Source organism: Sulfitobacter pacificus (genome assembly GCF_030159975.1).
In the GTDB taxonomy this organism is placed as follows: Bacteria; Pseudomonadota; Alphaproteobacteria; order Rhodobacterales; family Rhodobacteraceae; genus Sulfitobacter; species Sulfitobacter pacificus.
Genome location: NZ_BSNL01000001.1, coordinates 1,633,559 through 1,654,767, shown reverse-complemented (window position 1 = coordinate 1,654,767; position 21,209 = coordinate 1,633,559). Strand labels below are relative to the sequence as shown.

Below are 21,209 nucleotides of genomic sequence, written 5' to 3'. Positions count from 1 at the left end.
CGTGGCTGTCTGTTTGCGACCCGTGCAGGTGCAGCATCATCAGCGCTGCAAATTGTAAAGACCGGTGCGTTTATGCGGGACTTTGTCGATTTTGTGCAAATACGCACAAAACTTTCAGTGCTGCCTCAAAAGCACTGTCCTCAATGGTCATTGCCACGCGCACATGGCCTGCCGCAGCACGGCCAAAGCTTTCGCCGGGCATCACCGCGATCTGATGGGCTTCCAGCAGGGCAAAGGCAAAATCCTCGCCCGACATGCCGGTGTTGCGTATGTCCAGCATCAGATACATCGCCCCCTGTGCCGGCACCAGGGTAACCGCGTTCTGCCCGGCCAATACCCTATGGGCAATGTCGCGTCGCCGCTTGAACGGGGCGGCGATCTCTTCTTCAAAGCTCTCTCCCTGTTGCAGGGCAAACAGGGCCGCGTCCTGAATAAATCCGGGCACACCATAGGTCGTATGGGTGGCCAGATTGATCAAATCGGAAATGACATCACGTGGCCCGACGATCCAGCCGACACGCGACCCGGTCATTGCATGGGATTTCGACATCGACCCGACAACCAATGTACGTTCCGCCATCCCCTCCAGCGCGCGCGGGCTGATATGCGCACCTTCCCAGACCTGCGTGTCATAGACCTCGTCCGAAATCAGCCAGAGGTCATGCTCACGACAGACCTGCGCGATACCTTCCAAGGTGGCGCGGGAATAGACTACGCCTGTGGGGTTGTTGGGCGAGTTGATCAGCAGTGATTTTGCGCCCTTGGCCTGCGCCGCAATGTCGCTGGCGCGGGGCTGAAAGGCATCCTCGGCACGGGTCTGGATGCAGACCGGCTTGGCGCTGGCCCCGCGAATGGTGCCGGGGTAGGTGGCATAAAACGGATCAAGATAAAGCGCGGTATCACCCGCATTGCAGGTCGCCACATGGGCCGAAAAAAGCGCGGCCTGCCCACCGGGGGTGATCAGGACGTTTTCAGGTGCGGTCGGCACGCCGGTGCGGTCCTGCACCCGCCGCGCAACCTCTTGACGCAGGGCGGCGACACCGGGGACCGAGGCATAGCCGGTATGCCCGCCCATTGCGGCGCGGTGCATGTCTTGCAGGATGGGGGCCGCAGTTCGGATGTCATGTTCGCCAATGGTCAGTTCGGTGACCCGGGTGCCTGCTGCAATCATCTCGCGGGCCTTGTTGAACACGTCCCAACCGTCCGAACCGCCGCCCAAAATCCCTGATATCCGCTGTGATGCCTGCATGATGCGCCCTTTCTGTTTCACCGGGCAGGGGCGCAGAGCTGTTCTGATTTGTCAATCAGCTGTTGACCGGAAGATGCGGCATCGGCTAGTCCTTTGATCATGACCATGATGACCTGCATTATTTGCTGCACCATTACCTGCTGAGATTTTTCTCGCGGGTTGTTATCATGTCGTTTCGTTTTCTTAAGATATGTGGCAAGCCCGCGTGACCGCTGCGCGAGGAAGACACGATGAGCACGACGAACAAGATTGCGATCAATCTGTACAACACCAAGACCCGCCGCAAGGAACCTTTCACCCCGATTGATGAGAAGGACGTGCGTATGTATGTCTGCGGGCCGACGGTCTATGACCGCGCCCATATTGGCAATGCGCGCCCGGTGATCGTGTTTGATGTGCTGAACCGGTTGCTGCGCCATGTCTATGGGGCCGAACACGTGACCTATGTGCGCAATTTCACAGATGTTGACGACAAGATTAACGCCCGCGCAGCGCAAAGTGGCAGATCAATCAGTGACATCACCGCCGAGACAACGGGCTGGTTTTTGGAGGATATGGCCGCAGTCGGGGCGTTGCAGCCGTCGATACGAGGCAAGGACCATGAACGCGCAATGCCACGTGCCACCGCCTATATCGGCCAGATGGTTGCGATGATCGAAGACCTGATTGAAAAGGGCCATGCCTATCCCGCAGAGGGGCATGTGTTGTTCCGGGTGCGGTCCTATTCTGAATATGGCGCACTGTCGGGGCGGTCTGTGGATGATATGATCGCCGGCGCGCGGGTTGAAGTGGCCCCGTTCAAAGAAGACCCGATGGATTTTGTCCTGTGGAAACCGTCGGATGATGCAACACCGGGATGGGACAGCCCTTGGGGGCGTGGCCGTCCCGGTTGGCATATCGAATGCTCTGCCATGGCGCATGAATTGCTGGGCGAGAGTTTTGACATTCATGGTGGCGGCAATGATTTGACCTTCCCGCATCACGAGAATGAGATTGCGCAGTCCAAATGTGCAGGCCACGGGTTTGCCAATGTCTGGTTGCACAACGAGATGTTGCAGGTGGAGGGCAAGAAGATGTCCAAGTCCTTGGGCAATTTCTTTACCGTGCGCGATTTGCTGGAGCAGGGCGTTCCGGGGGAGGTGATCCGTTTTGTGATGTTATCGACGCATTACCGCAAGCCGATGGACTGGACCGAGAAGAAGCGGGCGGAGGCGGAGAAGACGCTGCGCAAGTGGCGGGATGCAGCAAATGCGGCGGGAGCCGACGGTAAGCCCTCGGAAAAGGTGCTTAGTGCCTTGGCGGATGATCTGAATACATCACTGGCTATTTCGGAACTCCACAAGATCGCGCAATCCATCCTCAGCAAGCAACATGGTGAGGACGAAGCTGGCGAGATAGATGACTTTGCTGCGTCCGCCAGACTCTTGGGGTTGCTTGAGGACAACGCCGTAATGGGTAGTTGGGTGTTTGATGGAGGAGTTGAAAGTCTATTGCTTGCACCATGGGAAGATCGGCTTGCGGTGCTTCGTGCGGAGGCGATGGAGACCAAGAACTTCGCCGAAGTGGACCGGATCAAGTCAGCCCTGATCGCTGTAGGCATCGAAGTGCAAATGAGCAAGGATGGCGTAAAGCTGACCGCACCTGCAGGATTTGACCGCGCGGCGCTGGAGGGCGTGTTGTGAGTGGTTTGGCAGGACCAGATGTGGCGAGTAGGGCGGGGTTGACCCCGCCGCGCCGGAGTGGCGGGGTCAACCTCGCCCTACGGAGTTTGAGAGCCCGACCATGGAGCGGCAAAATGTACGAACGTTTCTGTGAGACACACGGAAAGGGTTATAACCAATGAAACAACGCCTCTCCCTCTACGACACCACCCTGCGCGACGGGCAACAAACCCAAGGCGTGCAATTCTCGACCGAGGAAAAGCACCAGATCGCAGCGGCGCTCGACAGTCTTGGGGTCGATTACATCGAAGGTGGCTGGCCCGGTGCAAACCCCACCGACAACGCGTTTTTCGACGCCGCCCCGCAGACCCGCGCTAAACTGACCGCCTTTGGCATGACCAAACGCCCCGGCATTTCGGCGCAGAATGATGATGTGCTGGCTGCTGTGCTGAACGCGGGCACTAAATCGGTCTGTATCGTGGGCAAAACCCATGAATTCCACGTCACCAAAGCCCTTGGCATCACGCTGGAGGAAAACCTTGTCTTGCTGCGTGACAGCATCGCGCATCTGGTCGCCTCGGGGCGCGAAGCACTGTTTGACGCGGAACATTTCTTTGACGGGTATAAATCCAACCCTGACTATGCGCTGGAATGCCTGAAAACCGTTTACGCGGCCGGTGCCCGCTGGATTGTCCTTTGTGACACCAATGGCGGCACGCTGCCGGCGGAAATCGGCAGGATCACCGCAGCGGTCATTGCGGCGGGCATCCCCGGCGATCATCTGGGTATCCATACCCATGACGACACGGAAAACGCTGTGGCCTGTACGCTGGCTGCTGTCGATGCAGGGGCGCGCCAGATTCAAGGGACGCTGAACGGTCTTGGTGAACGCTGCGGCAATGCCAACCTCACCGCGATCATCCCGATCCTGCTGTTGAAAGAACCCTATGCCAGTCTGTATGACACAGGTATTCCTGAGAAAGCGTTGAAAGGGCTGACGAGGACCAGCCGGATGCTGGATGAAATCCTGAACCGTGTGCCGCATAAACAGGCCGGGTTTGTCGGGGCGTCGGCCTTTGCCCATAAGGCGGGGCTGCACGCCAGCGCGATTGCCAAGGACCCCACCACCTATGAACATATTGATCCGGCTCTGGTTGGCAATGCGCGGATCATCCCGATGTCCAATCAAGCGGGGCAATCCAACCTGCGCAAACGCCTGACCGAGGCGGGGCTGGAGGTCGCCAAGGGTGATCCGGCTTTGGGACGGATCCTTGATGTGGTCAAATCGCGTGAGGCGGATGGCTATGCCTATGACACGGCGCAGGCCAGTTTCGAACTGCTGGCGCGCGACGTTCTGGGACAGCTGCCGGAACTGTTCGAGGTAAAAAGATACCGCGTCACTGTGGAGCGGCGCAAAAACAAATATGACAAGATGGTCAGCCTTTCCGAGGCGGTGGTCGTCGTCAAAGTCGACGGTGAGAAACGTCAGTCCGTCAGCGAAAGTATGGACGAGGCCGGCAGTGACCGGGGTCCTGTGAACGCGCTGTCCAAGGCGCTGGCCAAGGATCTGGGGCAATATTCCGCCCTGATCGAGGACATGCGTCTGGTGGATTTCAAAGTGCGTATCACTCAAGGCGGTACCGAAGCGGTCACCCGTGTGACCATCGACAGTGAAGACGGGCAGGGGCAGCGCTGGTCAACCGTTGGCGTCAGCGCCAACATAATTGACGCCAGCTTTGAGGCTTTGCTGGATGCGATCCGCTGGAAGCTGATCCGCGATCTGAAGGACCCAAAAGGATGATCCGTAAGGTGCTGACTTTTCTCATTTCCTCCATTTTGATCACGCTTGGCATCGCAGCGGTGCTGATCCTGTCGCAACGCCCCGGTGATCTGCCCCCCGGTGACGGGCTTGATTTCACAAATACGCTTGCGGCGGAGGGGCAGGAGCCGCAGCCCTTGACGCAGGTGGTGATGCGGGATGGCTATCCGTTGCAGGTACGGCGCTATGAGGGGCAGGCACCGGATGCCCCGTTGCTGGTACTGGTGCATGGGTCCGGTTGGCACGGGTTGCAGTTTGACGCTTTGGCGCGTGGCCTTGCCGCCTCGGCTGATGTTGTCGTCCCCGACCTGCGCGGGCATGGCACAGCACCCGGACGGCGCGGGGATATTGATTACATCAACCAGTTCGAGGATGATCTGGCTGATTTGATCACTGCCACCGCCAAGCAGGGTCAGCAGGTTGTACTGGCTGGCCATTCCTCCGGCGGGGGGCTGGTGGTGCGTTTCGCCGGCGGTAAACATGGGGATATGATGGACGGTGCCGTGCTGATGGCACCCTTCCTGAAACATGACGCCCCGACCATGCGCCCGAATGCCGGGGGGTGGTCCTATCCGCTGCTGCGTCGGATCATCGGGCTTAGCATACTCAACACTTTCCACATTACAGCGTTGAACCATTTGACCATCATGCAGTTGCGGATGCCGCAGGTGGTGCTGAATGGGCCGTTGGGGGATACGGCAACCACTGCCTATTCCTACCGGCTGAACACCGGATTTGCCCCGCGCGGCAAATATCTGAAGGATGTCGCTGCTTTGCCGCGTTTCACACTGATTGCCGGTGCGGCGGATGAAGCCTTTGATGCGGCGCAATATGAACCCACACTGTCAGCTGTCACCGACAAAGGCCGTTATGTGATTGTCGATGGTATTGGCCATCTGGACATTGTGAACGCCCCCGAAACACGCGAAGCGATAGAAAGCCTGATCAATGACCTCTGACGCGATGGACGCCTTTTTCAAACTGCACAGGGATCTGCCGCGCGAAGGGCCGGGGGAGCCTGCGGATATCGCATGGGCCGCTGCGCTGGCGGGGCTAAAGCCTGCGGCCCAGATGGCAGATGTGGCCTGTGGCCCGGGGGCGGATATTGGCCCTTTGCTGGCCGCAGCACCTAAGGGGCATGTGACCGCCTTGGACAAGACCGCGCATTTTGTTGATGCAGCGCGTGCGGATTGGCGCGGTGACGGGCGGGTGACTGTGCTCAAGGCGGATATGGCTGCGATCATGAACAGCTATGATATGATCTGGTGTGCCGGTGCGGTTTACTTCCTTGGGGTGACACAGGCGCTGACGGCTTGGCGTAAACCCCTGAACGCAGGCGGTGTTATTGCCTTCTCTGAGGCATGTTGGTTCACCGATAGCCCGTCTGATCAGGCCAAGGCGTTGTGGAACAAGGACTACCCGAGCATGACGGATGAGGCGGGTATCACGGCACAGGTGGTGGCCGCAGGTTATGAGGTGCTGGGCACAAGACGTTTGGATGATGCCGCATGGGAGGCCTATTTCACCCCCCTTGAAGCGCGGGTGCAGATGCTGCGCCCTAACGCAGATGCCACCTTGAATTCCGTGCTGGACAGGAGCGAAGCGGAAATCGCCTGCTGGCGGGCGCATCGCGACGAATTCGGCTATCTGTTAAGCGTTGTGCGCCCCATATGAGTTTCGACGCTGATGTGACAGCCTGTGCCGCATTGGTCGAACGGGCGGACCCCTGGCGGTTTCGTGCGGTCATGGCGGCCCCTCTGGCCGCGCGTCAGGTCCTGTTTTCGCTCTATGCCTTTAACGTCGAGGTGGCCCGTGCCCCTTGGGTGACGCAAGAGCCGATGATTGCGGAAATGCGCCTGCAATGGTGGCGTGATGTTTGCGATCAGATTGCGAGCGGGGACGCGGTGCGCCGCCACGAGGTGGCAACGCCCTTGGCCAGGGTGCTGACACCGCAATGCGCGCAGCTGCTGGACGAGCTTGTTGCGGCAAGGCGTTGGGATATCTACAAAGATGCCTTCGAGGATAGCGCGCATTTTGCCCGCTATATTGACCAAACTGCCGGGCATCTGGCTTGGGTTGCGGCCAGCAGTCTGGGGCAGGCAGATGAACAAGTGGTGCGGGCGGCAGCATATGCCACTGGTATCGCCGCATGGTTGCGGGCCATCCCGGAGCTTGAGGCGCGGGGGCGTATCCCGCTTCTGGATGGCACGCGTGAGGGTGTTGCATCCTTGGCCAAAGATGCCCTGTCGCGGCTTGCCGAGGCGCGGGCACAGCGTTCAACGATCAGCCGGGCGGCGCGGCCCGCACTTCTGCATGTGGGGCCAGCGCAGGCAATCCTGTCCGCCGCCGCGAAAGACCCCGGTGCCGTGATCGAAGCGCGGCTGCCCGATCCCGTGGACGGGGACCGGTTCGGCCTTGCCTATCGCGCGATGACCGGGCGCTGGTAGCAATCAGGCCTCTTTCGGGCGCATCACCAACCAGATCAGCGCCCCTCCGGCCAAGGCCAGAAACGGGATCATCGCCATATTTACAGCGGCCCAGCCGGTTTCCGCATCGCCGCCGGAACAGTTCATCAATCCGCCGGAGGCGAGCGAGGCAAAGGTGACCCCGCCAAATACCAACAGGTCGTTCAACCCCTGCATGCGGCCGCGTTCATGCGGTTCATGGGCACCGGCCAGCATGGTGGTCGCCCCGATAAAGCCGAAGTTCCAGCCAAGCCCCAGCAGGATCAGCGCGATATAGAAATTGCCCAGCTGCACACCCTGAAGGGCTACAACCCCCGCAACAGCCAGAATCGCCATGCCCAGTCCGACGATCTTTTCCACGCCGAAACGGGCGATCAGATGGCCGGTGAAAAACGATGGTGCAAACATGGCCAGTACATGGGCCGTTACGATGTTGGATGCATCTGCAACCTGAAACCCGCAGCCAACAACCGCCAGCGGGGTCGAGGTCATCACAAGGTTCATCAGCGCATAAGCAACCATGCCACAGATGACGGCAACCGCAATGCGCGGGGTGGTTAACAGCTCCCACCGGCTGCGCCCTTTGGGGGCATCAACGGAGGGCAGCGGTGGCTTGGGGATATCAAGCAGGAAAAACAGGGCCATACCGATCACGTTCAACGCCATGGCCGCCAGATAGACCGGGAAAAAGCGCATCACAGTGGCATCCGCACCAGAGGAAAGGACGGACACCAGCTGCGGTCCGATGATCGCCGAAATCAACCCGCCTGCCATGACATAGGAGATGGCTTTGGGGCGGAACGCTTCGGAGGCGGTGTCAGTCGCGGCAAAGCGGAAGAAACCCTGTGAAGACATATAGATGCCGGTCAGATAGCTGCCGATCAGAAAGACCCAGAAGTTACTGATGCTCAGAGCAAAGGCACAGACAATCGCACCGACCAGCCCACCCAGAGCGCCGACCAGAAATCCGGCGCGCCGCCCGTGTTTCTGCATCAGGGGTGACAGCCAGGGTGCGGTGGTCATCGATCCGAAAACGATCATTGAGATTGGCAATGTGGCGAGGCAGACATTGGGTGACAATTGCTGCCCGGCCAAACCGCCGATCACAAAAATCATGGTGATCTGGCTGCCCAGAAAGGCTTGGGCCGCGACGAGAACAGCGACGTTGCGCTTGGCGCGGGTGTCATCAATCATATGAAAAATCCTTTGTTGCGAGATGGGTAAACCTGAGTTTCACGAGGGGCAACCCCTGCCAGGCTCTTGTGCCTGCGCACCGCTTGCCTAAAGTCGCGGCAATGGATCAGTCGGGACATATCCTATTGCTGGCCGGCAGTGCAGAGGCACGCCGGATCGCTGCGGCCTTGCAGGTGCAGGGGCGAGAGGTGCGTGTGCTGATGTCAGAGCCGCCGCGCGGGGCAAATCCGATGCCGGTCTCTTTCGAGGTTTGCCCGTCGGTGACGGAGGGGCAGATTCTGCATGCGGCAAAAGGGGCCTGCGCAATTATTGACGCCAGCCACGGCTTTGACGGGCATATGACGCGGGTGGGCCATGCGGCGGCAACCTCCTGTGGGTTGCCTTTTGTAACCCTGTCGCGGCCCAAGTGGGAGGTTGAGGAAGATGCGCTATGGCAACGTGCGCCTGATGTGGTCCGTGCCATGCCGCTGATCGGGCCGCAGGACCGCGTGTTTTCCGCAACCGGCTGGGCCAGCCTTCCTGACTATAAGGGGTTTCAAGGGGCCTGTTTGATGTTGCGTCAAACCAGCGGGCATCAGCGACCGGTGCCGTTTGATTTTGTTGAACTGGTGTTTGGCACAGCGCCGTTTTCGGTGGCGGATGAGATTGCCCTGTTCAAGGAGCGCCGTGTCGATGTCCTTGTGGTCCGCAACCTTGGCGGGATGCCCAGCCGCCCCAAGCTGGAGGCGGCAAAGGCCCTGCGCCTGCGGGTGATCCTGATTGATCCGCCTGCATTGCCTGCGGGGGGGAGGGTTGTCTCCTCTGTTAATGCGGTGATGGATTGGGTGGCGCAGCTGTGAAAGATGCGGGGCGGATCATTCGAACGGACCTGGATGTTGCCGAAGGTGCCGCATGGCTGGCGCAACAGGATGCGCGGTTTGCACAGGCATTGGCGCAGACCGGCCCGCTGCCGCTGCGGTTGAAGCCGGATGGGTTTAACGGCCTATTAGAGATTATCATCAGTCAGCAGGTCAGCGTCGCCTCGGCCAATGCGATACGCGCACGGATGCTGGCGGCGGGGCTGAACACAGAAGCCGCCGTGCTGGACGCGGGAGAGGAAGGACTGCGCGGTGCAGGTCTCAGCCGCCCGAAGATCCGGTACGCGCTGATATTGGCTGCGGCGGAGCTGGACTATGCGGGGCTGCATGCGCTGGCGGATCGCGATGTGATGGAGAGATTGACGGCAATCACCGGCATCGGTCCGTGGAGCGCAGAAATCTATGCGATGTTCTGTATGGGGCGGGCGGATATCTTTCCGGCGGGGGATCTGGCCTTGCAGGTGGCCGCGCAGGGGCTGTTCGATCTGCCCGCACGTCCCGGCGCAGAGGAATTGGCAAGAATGGCAGAGGTTTGGACGCCTTGGCGGTCGGTTGCGGCCCGCGCCCTCTTTGCCTACTACCGTATTTTGAAAAACAGGGAAGGTTTGGGATGACACGGGTATTGAACGCCGTTCGGCGCGAAGCGAAATCAGGGGAAACGCGGTCGGTTGTGGTGTTTCTGCATGGCTATGGCGCAAACGGGCCGGACCTTTTGGGTCTGGCGGATCCGCTGGCCGAACATCTGCCGGACACTTTGTTTGTTGCACCGGATGCGCCTGAAAACGTCTCTGGGATGCCAAACGGTTTCCAGTGGTTCCCGATCCCTTGGATTGACGGATCATCAGAAGAAGAATCGATGCGCGGGATGGACAGCGCGGTGCAGGATCTGAACGCATTTCTTGATGCATTGATGGTGGATGAGGATGTCCTGCCTGAACAGGTTGTGCTGTTTGGTTTCTCTCAAGGGACGATGATGGCCCTGCATGTGGCCCCGCGCCGCGAGGATGAGGTGGCCGGTGTTGTGGCTTTCTCGGGCCGTTTGCTGTCACCTGAATTGCTGGCGGATGAGGCGGTTGTGAAACCACCGGTTCTTCTGGTGCATGGCGATCAGGACGATGTGGTGCCGCCCCAGTCCTTGCAAGAGGCAGCCGAGGCGCTGGAGGCAGCGGGCTGGCAGGATGTCTATGCTCATGTGATGACAGGCACAGGTCACGGCATCGCACCGGATGGTCTGAGCGTTGCACTGGCGTTTATGCGCGACAAGCTGGGCCTGTGAGCGGTGTCACAAACCTGTGACAAATCGCCCTTAGTGCTGTCCCCGACATCTTGTGGAATTCTTTGGCTTGCCAGAGGAAAACCACGAGATATAGTCGGATCAAACGGCAAGGGGTGCTTCCACGATGGACGGCGATTTCAGGACCGAATTTACCAGACACCCGGCGGGGCTGAAACACAGACCCGCCTTGGTGTTGAATGCGGATTATCGACCGCTCAGTTATTATCCACTGTCGCTTTGGTCATGGCAGGATGCGATCAAGGCAAAGTGGCTGGACCGGGTGGATATCGTCGCTGAATACGACGATTGTGTGCACAGCCCGACGATGACGCTGAAAATTCCATCCGTTGTTGTGTTGAAAGACTATGTAAAACCTCAAAAGCGCGTGGCCTTCACGCGCTTTAATTTATTTTTAAGGGATGAATTCTGTTGCCAGTACTGTGGCGCGCGTGGGGATCTGACCTTTGATCACGTGGTACCGCGTGCGGCTGGCGGGGTGACATCCTGGCAGAATGTTGTTGCGGCCTGTAGCCCGTGCAACTTGCGCAAAGGCTCCAAACCGCTGCATCAAACGGGGCTGCATCTGCGCAAACCGCCACGCCAGCCCGGAGCCGGGGAGCTGCGCAATATGGGGCGCAAGTTCCCGCCAAACCATCTGCACGACAGCTGGATGGATTTTCTCTATTGGGATGCGGAGCTGGAAGCCTGAGGCAGATGTTGGCGTAATCGACCACATCGGCCATCCAAGTTGGCGATGCCGGCTTAAGGGCCAAAACGCGGAAAACCTGCCTAAATTGCAGCTTATTTGACTAAGATTAGCCGTAAAACCGGCCGAATCGTCAGACATACCTTGGTTGTTCCGCAACCTAGGTAATGTCATGCCCACCGCATATGAAGACCAGTTTTTTACCGTCGACCCCGGTGCACCGCCTGCTTCGGGAACCCCGCTGACATTTCAGCGCGTGGAGTTTATCGACGAGGATGACGACGGCAACATCGAGACCGGCACAGGCGATACCTTTAATGGGGTGACCGTGACGCAGGTCTGGGAAGGCGATACGTTAACAGTCAATGTGCCCGGCGTCGGGAATGTAACCTACGAAGGTGTCACCTTTTATCTCAGCAGCGGTTCACCGGTGTTCACGCCGACGGATGGGCAGGTGCTGCAAAATGGTACCTTTGTCAGTTCGACTTTTGTCACCACGCCAACGCAGACTGCCGTTGGCGATTTTGGGCCGACATGTTTCACGCCCGGCACATGGATTGATACACCAGCGGGGCCAAGGCTGATCGAGGATTTGCAGGTTGGTGATCTGGTGTCGACGTTGGACGAGGGTGCGCAGCCGATACAGATGATCGTGGATGATACTTTCCGCGCAGTTTCGCATATCGCGCCGATCCGTTTTGCCGCAGGGGCGCTTGGCAATGACGTGCCGCTTTTGGTCTCTCCTCAGCATCGGATGCTGATCACGGGCTGGCGGGCCGAATTGTATTTTGGTCAGGATGAGGTGCTGGTCGCGGCGAAGCATCTGGTGAATGGTGACACCATTCGTCAGGTCCAGGGCGGCAGCGTCCGCTATATACATCTGCTTTTCGATACCCATCAAATTGTGTTTGGGCAAGGCATCCCATCGGAAAGCTATTTCCCCGGACATGCGCGAACCACATCCGATGATGCTGTCGCGGCAGAGACGCTTGGGCTGTTCCCGCAACTTGCACCGGCGGAATCAGATGATTGGCAGACCGTGCGCCCGGTTCTGAAACGGGGTGAGGCGGCGCTGCTGGCGGCGTGAGAAAGCCGCCCACATGTCGTGATTGTAGGGGGCGGCGTCATAGGACCGCTTGTTTGATCCCGATCCTAGAAATCCAGATCTACCCAGACCGGCACGTGATCTGAAGGCTTTTCACCGGCACGCACATCCTTGTCGATCTGACAGTCGCGCAGCATATCTGCACAAGCAGGGCTGAGCAGAAAATGGTCAATGCGGATGCCGTTGTTACGGTTCCATGCTCCGGCCTGATAATCCCAGAAGCTATAATGCCCCGGGCCGGCTGTGCGGGCGCGAAACGCTTCGGTCAAACCAAGGTTCAAGAGCCTGCGCCATGCAGCGCGGGATTCAGGGCGAAACAGCGCATCTTCCCGCCAGCTTTCCGGTTTCGCGGCATCTTCGGCCTGTGGGATGATGTTATAGTCACCCGCCATCAGGAACGGGATCTCCTCGGCCAGAAGCGCCCGCGCGCGATCTTCCAGCCGCGCCATCCATGCCAGTTTATAGTCAAACTTGGGGCCGGGCGCGGGATTGCCATTGGGCAGATAAAGGCCGCAAATCCGCACCGCATCTTTTTCGCCAATGACCGTTGCCTCAATCCAGCGGGCCTGTTCGTCGCTGTCATCACCGGGCAGACCGCGCGTCACGTCCTCAAGCGGGTGTTTGGACAGGACCGCAACCCCGTTAAAGGACTTCTGACCGTGGGTGTAGACGTTATAGCCGCGTTGTTCAAAAACCTCTGCGGGGAAAGCCTCATCAACGGATTTGATTTCCTGCAACATCACCACATCCGGTGATGCCGCGTCCAGCCAGGCGGGCAGGGCGTCAATGCGGGCTTTGATGCCGTTGATATTGAAGGTTGCGATCTTCATTCTGTCCTGCCCCATGTGCCTAGGTATTGTTGTTGAAAGGGCGCTGTCCGGGAGAAGGTTGCTTTCCCTTGAGATGATTCGGGTGCGTTCAATTCAACCTGAAATTGAAAACATCACGGCCCCTTTTCAGAAACCACGCCTCAACCTCCTTGTAGATAACTCTTTTCTCGCCTGTGGAAAACCCACGAAAGTCACAGTGCGGCGGTTTGCTATCCGGGCAAGTTCATGTGGATGAGCCTGTGCGCAGAAAAACCGTGCAAAAATTTACATTGGCAACTCAGGCTAAGGGGGCAAAGCTTACATAACTTGCAACCTTTGATTGCATTCACTCAACATAAAGGACCGTTTCCATGACTGCATTTGCATATCGTTCCGACATTTCCGCGCCACAGATGGCTGCCTATACCAACCCTTCCACAGGGAAAAGCCCCAGTCCTGACCATTCTCGTGTCAGTGACATGATGACGGGCGACGGCGTGGAGATGTTCACTTGTAGCGTGCTGAGCGCGGGATCAACTTTGGCCGAAGGCGCAGGGACACAGATGTTCACCTGTAGTGTTTTGAACATCGGCACCGCGGCGGCCAATGGGGATGCAACCGGGCTGTTCACCTGTAGCGTCTAGCATCCTCTTAAACTCGTCGGGTCCGGCAGCATCCGTCGGGCCCATCTCGCGCTTGCAATCCAAAAGGCACGCCATGAGCAATATCATTTCTTTTCGGCCCCCTTCAAAGCCCAGCCGAGCGCAGAACCTGCGCGCGCTGATGATCGGCCTGGCCCAACATCGAAGGGGCAAGGATGACGTGTTCTGGCTGAAGGAAAATGCAGAGGTCCTGGGGATGTTGGCCGCGACCGAGACCATGGTTTCTGCTGAAGACTTGGCCCCCTATGCGGAGTTCTACGACCAGATCGAGGAAAAACTGCAATTCTTCCCACAATATTACCGGTTTTTCTTGTCGATCTGTCTGGATCTGGAAGATTTGGGGATGGTAGGGCAGAAGGGTGAAATCCTGTGCAACCGGGTGGCGGAGGCGAGATTGGTTCGGGCCGAACTGTCAGATTTGCAACGTGCAGAGACCCGCCGCCTGCTGGCAAGACGCGGGGTGAGTTATCGGCGTGGCACCAGCAGAATTGATGACAGGTTGCGCCGTTTTGCAGAGCGCGCAGAGACATTTGCCCTGCCGAATAAGAAGGCGGCCTATGAACTGACCCATATCGTGTTTTACTTGTCGGAATACGGCAGAAAGGATCCGCAGCTCAGCCGGAGTTTCATCACGAGCCTAGAGTTTACCGGGGTGCTGGCCTATCTGGATCAGAACCATGACCTGTTGGCAGAAGTCTGCACCGCGCTGCATTTTGCCGGTGTCCCGCCAAGTCCGGTCTGGAATGAGGGTGTCGCGCAGGCACATGCGCTTATCATGCCTCAAAGTGAGGTACCAGAATACCCTCGCAATGATGCTTTCCACACCTATCTTGTCACCGGATGGGCGCAAACGGTCTTGAGTGGTGCGAGCTTCGCCGCGCAAATCCCTGATGGACCTGTATATTTTTTATCGAACCTTCAACAATGCAGCGTATTGCTGCCCTTGTCGGAATCGCTCTATCGCCTCGGCAGGTTACGCAGCGGGGATTGGTCAAAGATGCGCGAACATGTTCTGGCGGCGCTTGATCTGCCATGTCAGGGCGTGCTGATGCGGGCAGAATCCTCAACCGAAGAGTTTGCAGCGTTTTTCGAAGGTTTCGCCCGTGCCAATGAAAACTGGCCCGCCGAAGAGGCCGGATAGGGTTACATCGAAAACGATGTGCCACAGCCACAGGAAGAGGTGGCATTGGGATTATCGATGACAAACCTTGCGCCGATCAATTCTTCAGAGAAATCAATCACCGCATTGGCGAGGAAGGGCAGGGAGATGCTGTCGACCACAACTTTTTGCCCGTCGCCCTCCAGAACCAGATCGTCGTCTTTCGGTTCATCCAGCGCGATTTCATACTGAAACCCTGAACAGCCGCCACCATCTACAGCAACACGCAGGGCCTTGCCGTCACCGGCTGCACCGATTTCAGCCAGACGTTCAAAGGCACGTGGGGTCACTTTCGGGGGCAGGTTCATGGGGCGCACTCCGGTGGGGCGGTTTTCATCAGCTGTTTTACCCAATATAGAAACCCTAAGGACAGGCCACAAGGACCAGCCGCCATGCGCGCACCATATGCCTCTGATCCCGCACACGCCCGGGGACGGCGGGTGCCGGAAGAGGAAAGCACTTTTCGTTCCTGCTATCAGCGGGACCGCGACAGGATCATTCACGCCAGCGCCTTTCGCAGGCTCAAGCACAAAACGCAGGTTTTTGTGGAGCATGAGGGCGATTATTACCGCACGCGGCTGACCCATTCGATCGAGGTGACGCAGGTGGCCCGCACGATTTCCGGCGCTTTGGGGCTGAATGCGGAACTGACGGAAGCGGTCGCACTGGCGCATGATCTGGGCCATACGCCATTCGGCCACACGGGCGAAGACGCGTTGCATGCAGCAATGGCCCCTTACGGCGGGTTCGATCACAATGCACAGGCGATCAAGATCGTAACATCGCTGGAACGTCACTATGCTGAATTCGACGGGTTGAACCTGACATGGGACACGCTGGAAGGGATTGCGAAACATAACGGGCCGGTGACCGGTGATTTGCCCTATGCCTTGTCCGAATATGACGCGCTGCATGATCTTGAACTGCACACCCATGCCAGCGCCGAAGCGCAGGTTGCGGCCCTGTCTGATGACATCGCTTACAACAACCACGATCTGCATGACGGTCTGCGCGCAGGGCTGTTCACTGATGAGGAAATTATCGCATTGCCCCTGGTCGGGCCGGCCTTTGCTGAGGTTGATTTGAGGTATCCAGATACCGACAGCTACAGGCGCAGACATGAGGCCTTGCGGCGGGTGTTTGGTGTGATGGTGGCGGATGTGATTGATACTTCCCGCGCCAATCTCGAAAGCAGCAAGGCAACATCTGCACATGATATCAGGCATTTGGGGCGCACAGTTATCATGTTCTCTGAACAGATGTGGCGGGATCTACAAGAAATCCGTGCCTTCCTGTTCAGCCGCATGTACCGCGCGCCCTCTGTTATGGTGAAGCGCGCCGAAGTGACAAAAATTGTCGAGGATCTATTCCCGATGTTTCTTGAAAACCCCGATCTCTTGCCGCGCCATTGGGCGAAGCAGATTGAAGAAGCAGCGCAGGATCAGACCACGTTGGCGCGGATGGTTTGTGATTATATTGCGGGGATGACGGACCGGTTTGCCTACGCCGAACATGCAAGGTTGACCGGGATTGCGGCGCGTTAGGGCTTGAGTGCGCAAATTGAGGTGATAGAGACACAAGCGAATAAGGAACTGACCATGAATATCTTTGCCGAAATCCGCGATCTTGTCACAACCACCCTGGGCCAGATGGTTTCTGCCGGTACATTGCCGGAGGGATTGAATTTTGACCCGATCACCGCTGAACCGCCGCGCGATCCGGCACATGGTGATATGGCGACCAATGCGGCCATGGTGCTGGCCAAAACTGCCGGTATGAAACCGCGCGATATTGCCGAACTGCTGGCGGGTAAGCTGGCGGAGGATCCACGCATTACTTCGGCAGAAATTGCCGGGCCGGGCTTTCTGAACCTGCGGTTGGCACCGGGTGTCTGGCAGGCGGTCGCCAAAACGGTCTTGAGCGAAGGAACTGGATTTGGTCGCGGCTCTCTGGGACAGGGCAAAAAGGTCAATGTTGAATATGTCTCTGCCAACCCGACAGGGCCTTTGCATGTGGGCCACACGCGCGGCGCGGTGTTTGGCGATGCGCTGGCCTCTTTACTGGCTTTTGCCGGTTTTGACGTAACCCGCGAATATTACATCAACGATGGCGGTGCGCAGGTCGATGTCTTGGCGCGCTCTGTCTATTTGCGCTATCAGGAGGCGCATGGCCAGAAGGTCGCGTTTCCCGATGGCACATATCCCGGTGACTATCTGATCGAAGTGGGTGAAGCGCTGAAAGCCAAAGTGGGCGATGCCTATCTGGACAAGGGCGAACAGTTCTGGATCGCTGAAGTTCGCGAATTTGCCACTGAAAAGATGATGGAGCTTATTCGCAGTGATCTCAAAGCCTTGGGCGTCGAGATGGATGTGTTCTATTCCGAAAAATCGCTTTACGGTACGGGCCGGATCGAAGCAGCCTTGCAAGACCTCAAGGACAAGGGGTTGATCTATGAGGGCGTTCTGGAGCCACCGAAAGGCAAGAAGCCCGAAGATTGGGAACCTCGCGAGCAGACCCTGTTCAAATCGACCGATCATGGTGATGATGTTGACCGCCCGGTGATGAAATCTGACGGCGGCTGGACCTATTTTGCGCCTGACATTGCCTATCACTACGACAAGGTGCAGCGCGGGTTTGACCAGTTGATCGATGTCTTTGGCGCGGATCATGGCGGATATGTCAAACGGATGAAAGCGGCGGTGTCGGCGCTGTCGGGGGGCAAGGTGCCGCTGGACATCAAGCTGACTCAATTGGTGAAACTGTTCAAAAACGGCGAACCGTTCAAGATGTCGAAACGGGCAGGGACCTTTGTGACCCTGCGCGATGTGGTTGATCAGGTGGGGCCGGATGTAACCCGGTTTGTCATGCTGACCCGCAAAAATGACGCGATGCTGGACTTTGATTTTGACAAGGTGTTGGAACAAAGCCGCGAAAACCCGGTGTTTTACGTGCAATACGCCCATGCGCGGGTGGCTTCTGTGCTGCGCAAAGCGGCAGAGGCGGGGATCAAGACGGATGATGCCACATTGGCCGGTGCCGACCTGAGCCTGCTGGATCACGACAGCGAGCTTGGCGTGCTGCGCAAGCTGGCGGAATGGCCACGTCTGGTGGAAACTGCGGCGCGGACCAATGAGCCGCACCGGGTTGCCTTCTATCTGTATGAACTGGCCGCTGATCTGCATGGGCATTGGAACAAGGGCAATGAGGTGCCTTCTCTGCGCTTCATTCAGGATGATCCGGCAACCTCTCAGGCAAAAATTGCCCTTGCGCGGTCCACGGCGATTGTAATTGCGGCAGGTCTTGGTATTCTTGGGGTCACACCGGCAGAAGAGATGCGTTAAGACAGATCGCGCCGACTTACAGGTAACCCCAAGACCAGACCCATCGGGCAATGTATCCGCTGGGCGATGAGGCAAAGATGGCAGATTTCACGTCTTCCCCCATGGCGGGGGAAAACTTTCACGATTCAAGTTCGGGTCAAACATTAACAAAGCCGTCCAGCAGCCTGACAACGCTGACAAATGTGGCGGGGGCTGTGATGTCTTTGGCGCTTGTCGCGGGCATCGGTGTCTGGGGCTATAAGCTTTTGGTGCGGGACGTCAGTGGCATTCCGGTGGTCCGTGCGGCCAGTGGTGAAATGCGCATCCGTCCCGAAGAACCAGGTGGGGATACGGCCAGCCATCAGGGGCTATCGGTGAATGCAGTGGCCGCTGTGGGAACCGCGGCGAAACCTGCGGACAGGCTGATCCTTGCGCCGAAGCCGATTGATTTGACCGCCGAAGATCAGGTGATGCCAGCCGCAATGGTGACAACATCGCCACAGCAGCAAGAGGTCGCCGACTTGCCTGCGGAGGCCGCTGTTCTGGATGCCACCGAGGTTTCCGCTGCGCTGGAAAGTGGTGATGTGGCAGATCTGGTGGCTCAGCTGACTGCGGGTGTCACCCCGCTAAGCGATTTGAGTGACACCACAGAAGAGACATTGGCCTCGGTCAATACAGCCATCGTAGAAGAGGTCAAAGCCGCCGAGGATCAGGTTGCGGCCTTGATCGATGCGCCCGGATTGCGACAGTCACGCCGGCCCAAGAAACGCCCGGCAGTCCGTGCTGTGGTCACCCCTGCGGCCGCCGCCACCAACAGCAGCGCCCCAGCGGAAGTGACAGCTGCCAGCCTGCCTGCCGGGACCCGGCTTGTGCAGCTTGGCGCATTTGACAGCCCCAAGGTGGCGCGCGAGCAATGGGACCAGCTGAGCCGTCGTTTTGATGTCTACCTGTCCGGCAAGACCCGTATTGTACAGAAAGCCACCAGTGGCGGGCGGGTGTTCTACCGTCTGCGGGCCATGGGGTTTGATGATATTGCCGATGCGCGCCGGTTCTGTTCGGCTTTGGTTGCGGAAAACGCAGACTGCATTCCGGTTGTGACCCGCTGATGGCCTATGGTGCAACGATCATCGACGCGGATGGATTGCGCCTGACAGCAGATGAAAAGGCGCTGTTTCGCGAGGCGGACCCCTTTGGGTTTATTCTGTTTGCGCGCAACATTGATACGCCGGATCAGGTCCGCGCCCTATGCGCTGAAATGCGCGAGGCGGTCGGGCGCGAGGCGATCATCACCATTGATCAGGAAGGCGGGCGTGTGCAGCGGATGCGCGCGCCGCATTGGCGCGAATGGATGCCGCCGCTTGATCTGGTGACGCAGGCAGGCCAGGACGCCCCACGTGCGCTCTATCTGATGTATCGGATCATCGCGGAGGAGCTGCGCAGCCTTGGCATCGACAGCAATTGCGCCCCTATGGTGGATGTAGCAGGCGACATCACCCATAAATTCCTGCGCAACCGGTGTTACAGCAGCGATCCGGTGCGGGTTGCCGAACTGGGGCGGGCGGCGGCAGAGGGGCTGCTTGCAGGCGGTGTCCTGCCGGTGATGAAGCATATGCCGGGCCATGGCCGTGCGACCATGGACAGCCATTTCGATCTGCCAACGGTCTGCGCATCACCTGAGGAGCTGCAGGCGGTGGATTTCGCCCCGTTCAAGGCACTTAACGATCTGCCGATGGGGATGACGGCGCATCTGGTCTATGATGCGTTGGACGATGCCCCGGCAACTTTGTCCCCCCGGATGATGCAGTTGATCCGTGAGGAGATCGGTTTTGACAATCTGATCATGACCGATGACATTTCGATGAAGGCACTCGCTGGCACAGCCACGCAAAATGCAACCGCGTCGATCAATGCGGGCTGTGATGTTGTGCTATATTGCAACGCCAGTTTGGAAGACTGCCGCGCTGTGACACAGGCGGCAGGGCGCATGTCGCCCAAGGCGCAGATCCGCGCAGATCGGGCGCTGGCCATGCGCCGCGCCCCCGATGACGTTGACATTCCGGCCCTTGAGCGCGAATTTAAGACGCTTTTGGGCGGGGCGGTGCATGGCTGACTCTTTATTTCAGGAAGACAAAGTCTCGGTCGCCGAACGGATGGCCGCCGAGGCGCTGATCGTTGATGTTGATGGCTTTGAAGGGCCGCTTGATCTGTTGCTGACGCTCAGCCGGACGCAAAAGGTGGATTTGCGCAAGATTTCCGTATTGCAACTGGCACGGCAGTACCTGGCTTTTGTGGAAAAGGCTAAGGCGTTGCGGCTGGAGCTGGCGGCGGATTATCTGGTGATGGCGGCCTGGCTGGCGTTTCTGAAATCCCGTTTGCTATTGCCGCCGGATCCGACCGAGGAAGGACCCTCAGGGGAGGAACTGGCCGCACATCTGGCATTTCAGCTGGAACGGTTGCAGGCGATGCGCGACGCGGCGGCGCGGTTGATGGCACGTGACCAGCTGGGCCGCGATTTCTTTGCCCGTGGTCAGACCAATGAGGTCGAACGGGTGCGCAAGGTCACCTATACCGCGACCTTGCTGGATCTGATGCAGGGCTATGCACGGATCAGGACCAAGGACGAGTTTCGCCCCTTTGTGATGGACCGGGATGCGGTGTTCACAATGGAGCAGGCGCTGGAACGGATGCGCGGGCTGATGGGCTATGCGGGGGAATGGGGCGATTTGATGAGCTTTCTGCCTGAAGGTTGGGAAAGCGATCCGGTGAAACGCCGCTCGGCCACAGCGGCCACATTTGCCGCTTCGCTTGAGCTGGTGAAAGAGGGCCATATGGAAATCCGTCAGAACGAGAGTTTTGCACCGATCCAGCTGCGTAAAAAGGATGCACCACGTGGGTGAAGCGACTGACATACAAGAAGAAAGCCTGTT

21 protein-coding genes are annotated in these 21,209 nt (G+C 58.4%); 17 read left to right on the top strand and 4 right to left on the bottom strand.

From position 1 onward, the window contains the following. Nucleotides 1-70: 70 nt before the first annotated feature. A complete protein-coding gene (locus tag QQL78_RS08390) occupies nucleotides 71-1,249 on the bottom strand; it encodes a pyridoxal phosphate-dependent aminotransferase (RefSeq protein ID WP_284372424.1) in 1,179 nt (392 codons plus the stop codon). A 230-nt stretch (nucleotides 1,250-1,479) separates the two neighbouring features. Here QQL78_RS08390 and cysS point away from each other — a divergent pair, with 230 nt between their 5' ends. The 5 genes from cysS (at nucleotide 1,480) to QQL78_RS08365 (ending at nucleotide 7,176) form a co-directional block, all read left to right on the top strand. Then, the gene (gene cysS, locus QQL78_RS08385) at nucleotides 1,480-2,931 is read left to right on the top strand and encodes a cysteine--tRNA ligase (protein WP_284372422.1); all 1,452 of its coding nucleotides are present in this window, start codon (nucleotides 1,480-1,482) and stop codon (nucleotides 2,929-2,931) included. Nucleotides 2,932-3,088: 157 nt separating this feature from the next. Beyond that, the gene (gene cimA, locus QQL78_RS08380; protein ID WP_284372419.1) at nucleotides 3,089-4,711 is read left to right on the top strand and encodes a citramalate synthase; all 1,623 of its coding nucleotides are present in this window, start codon (nucleotides 3,089-3,091) and stop codon (nucleotides 4,709-4,711) included. After that, a complete protein-coding gene (locus QQL78_RS08375) occupies nucleotides 4,708-5,688 on the top strand; it encodes an alpha/beta hydrolase (RefSeq protein ID WP_284372417.1) in 981 nt (326 codons plus the stop codon). Before cimA ends, QQL78_RS08375 begins: the two co-directional genes overlap by 4 nt. Then, nucleotides 5,678-6,403: a class I SAM-dependent methyltransferase gene (locus QQL78_RS08370; RefSeq protein ID WP_284372415.1), complete on the top strand. Its 726-nt coding sequence runs from the start codon at nucleotides 5,678-5,680 to the stop codon at nucleotides 6,401-6,403. The genes QQL78_RS08375 and QQL78_RS08370 overlap by 11 nt, the downstream gene beginning before the upstream one ends. Further along, nucleotides 6,400-7,176 carry a squalene/phytoene synthase family protein gene (locus QQL78_RS08365; protein WP_284372413.1) on the top strand — a complete coding sequence of 259 codons (777 nt, stop codon included), beginning with the start codon at nucleotides 6,400-6,402 and terminating at the stop codon, nucleotides 7,174-7,176. Before QQL78_RS08370 ends, QQL78_RS08365 begins: the two co-directional genes overlap by 4 nt. A gap of 3 nt (nucleotides 7,177-7,179) precedes the next feature. Here QQL78_RS08365 and QQL78_RS08360 read toward each other — a convergent pair whose 3' ends face one another. Next, the gene (locus QQL78_RS08360) at nucleotides 7,180-8,388 is read right to left on the bottom strand and encodes an MFS transporter (RefSeq protein ID WP_284372410.1); all 1,209 of its coding nucleotides are present in this window, start codon (nucleotides 8,386-8,388) and stop codon (nucleotides 7,180-7,182) included. Between the two features lie 101 nt (nucleotides 8,389-8,489). Between QQL78_RS08360 and QQL78_RS08355 the strand changes: the two genes are divergently transcribed. The 5 genes from QQL78_RS08355 (at nucleotide 8,490) to QQL78_RS08335 (ending at nucleotide 12,314) form a co-directional block, all read left to right on the top strand. Next, nucleotides 8,490-9,227 (top strand): precorrin-6A/cobalt-precorrin-6A reductase, encoded by a 738-nt coding sequence (locus QQL78_RS08355; protein WP_284372408.1) that lies wholly within the window; start codon nucleotides 8,490-8,492, stop codon nucleotides 9,225-9,227. Beyond that, the gene (locus QQL78_RS08350) at nucleotides 9,209-9,859 is read left to right on the top strand and encodes a DNA-3-methyladenine glycosylase family protein (RefSeq protein ID WP_284372406.1); all 651 of its coding nucleotides are present in this window, start codon (nucleotides 9,209-9,211) and stop codon (nucleotides 9,857-9,859) included. The genes QQL78_RS08355 and QQL78_RS08350 overlap by 19 nt, the downstream gene beginning before the upstream one ends. Next, nucleotides 9,856-10,521, top strand: coding sequence for an alpha/beta hydrolase (locus tag QQL78_RS08345; RefSeq protein ID WP_284372404.1), 666 nt, complete (start codon nucleotides 9,856-9,858; stop codon nucleotides 10,519-10,521). Before QQL78_RS08350 ends, QQL78_RS08345 begins: the two co-directional genes overlap by 4 nt. A 124-nt stretch (nucleotides 10,522-10,645) precedes the next feature. Beyond that, a complete protein-coding gene (locus QQL78_RS08340; protein WP_284372402.1) occupies nucleotides 10,646-11,230 on the top strand; it encodes an HNH endonuclease in 585 nt (194 codons plus the stop codon). 169 nt (nucleotides 11,231-11,399) lie between these two features. Beyond that, nucleotides 11,400-12,314 (top strand): Hint domain-containing protein, encoded by a 915-nt coding sequence (locus QQL78_RS08335; protein ID WP_284372400.1) that lies wholly within the window; start codon nucleotides 11,400-11,402, stop codon nucleotides 12,312-12,314. A gap of 65 nt (nucleotides 12,315-12,379) precedes the next feature. Here the strand turns inward: QQL78_RS08335 and xth are convergent, their stop codons facing one another. Next, the gene (xth, locus tag QQL78_RS08330; RefSeq protein ID WP_284372398.1) at nucleotides 12,380-13,162 is read right to left on the bottom strand and encodes an exodeoxyribonuclease III; all 783 of its coding nucleotides are present in this window, start codon (nucleotides 13,160-13,162) and stop codon (nucleotides 12,380-12,382) included. Nucleotides 13,163-13,512: 350 nt separating this feature from the next. Here xth and QQL78_RS08325 point away from each other — a divergent pair, with 350 nt between their 5' ends. Together QQL78_RS08325 and QQL78_RS08320 are read left to right on the top strand one after the other, a co-directional pair. Next, a complete protein-coding gene (locus tag QQL78_RS08325) occupies nucleotides 13,513-13,785 on the top strand; it encodes a DUF6749 domain-containing protein (RefSeq protein ID WP_284372396.1) in 273 nt (90 codons plus the stop codon). Between the two features lie 73 nt (nucleotides 13,786-13,858). Then, nucleotides 13,859-14,944 (top strand): DUF6902 family protein, encoded by a 1,086-nt coding sequence (locus QQL78_RS08320; RefSeq protein ID WP_284372394.1) that lies wholly within the window; start codon nucleotides 13,859-13,861, stop codon nucleotides 14,942-14,944. A gap of 2 nt (nucleotides 14,945-14,946) precedes the next feature. Here the strand turns inward: QQL78_RS08320 and QQL78_RS08315 are convergent, their stop codons facing one another. After that, nucleotides 14,947-15,270, bottom strand: a complete 324-nt coding sequence (locus QQL78_RS08315) for a HesB/IscA family protein (RefSeq protein ID WP_284372393.1) — start codon at nucleotides 15,268-15,270, stop codon at nucleotides 14,947-14,949. An 84-nt stretch (nucleotides 15,271-15,354) separates the two neighbouring features. Here QQL78_RS08315 and QQL78_RS08310 point away from each other — a divergent pair, with 84 nt between their 5' ends. The 5 genes from QQL78_RS08310 (at nucleotide 15,355) to QQL78_RS08290 (ending at nucleotide 21,179) form a co-directional block, all read left to right on the top strand. Beyond that, a complete protein-coding gene (locus tag QQL78_RS08310; RefSeq protein WP_284372390.1) occupies nucleotides 15,355-16,506 on the top strand; it encodes a deoxyguanosinetriphosphate triphosphohydrolase in 1,152 nt (383 codons plus the stop codon). A gap of 54 nt (nucleotides 16,507-16,560) precedes the next feature. Further along, nucleotides 16,561-18,303, top strand: coding sequence for an arginine--tRNA ligase (gene argS, locus QQL78_RS08305; protein ID WP_284372388.1), 1,743 nt, complete (start codon nucleotides 16,561-16,563; stop codon nucleotides 18,301-18,303). A gap of 77 nt (nucleotides 18,304-18,380) precedes the next feature. Further along, entirely contained in the window at nucleotides 18,381-19,388 is a 1,008-nt protein-coding gene (locus tag QQL78_RS08300) for an SPOR domain-containing protein (protein ID WP_284372386.1), read from the top strand. After that, a complete protein-coding gene (nagZ, locus tag QQL78_RS08295; protein WP_284372384.1) occupies nucleotides 19,388-20,392 on the top strand; it encodes a beta-N-acetylhexosaminidase in 1,005 nt (334 codons plus the stop codon). Before QQL78_RS08300 ends, nagZ begins: the two co-directional genes overlap by 1 nt. After that, nucleotides 20,385-21,179, top strand: a complete 795-nt coding sequence (locus QQL78_RS08290; RefSeq protein WP_284372383.1) for a segregation and condensation protein A — start codon at nucleotides 20,385-20,387, stop codon at nucleotides 21,177-21,179. Before nagZ ends, QQL78_RS08290 begins: the two co-directional genes overlap by 8 nt. Nucleotides 21,180-21,209: the final 30 nt, after the last annotated feature.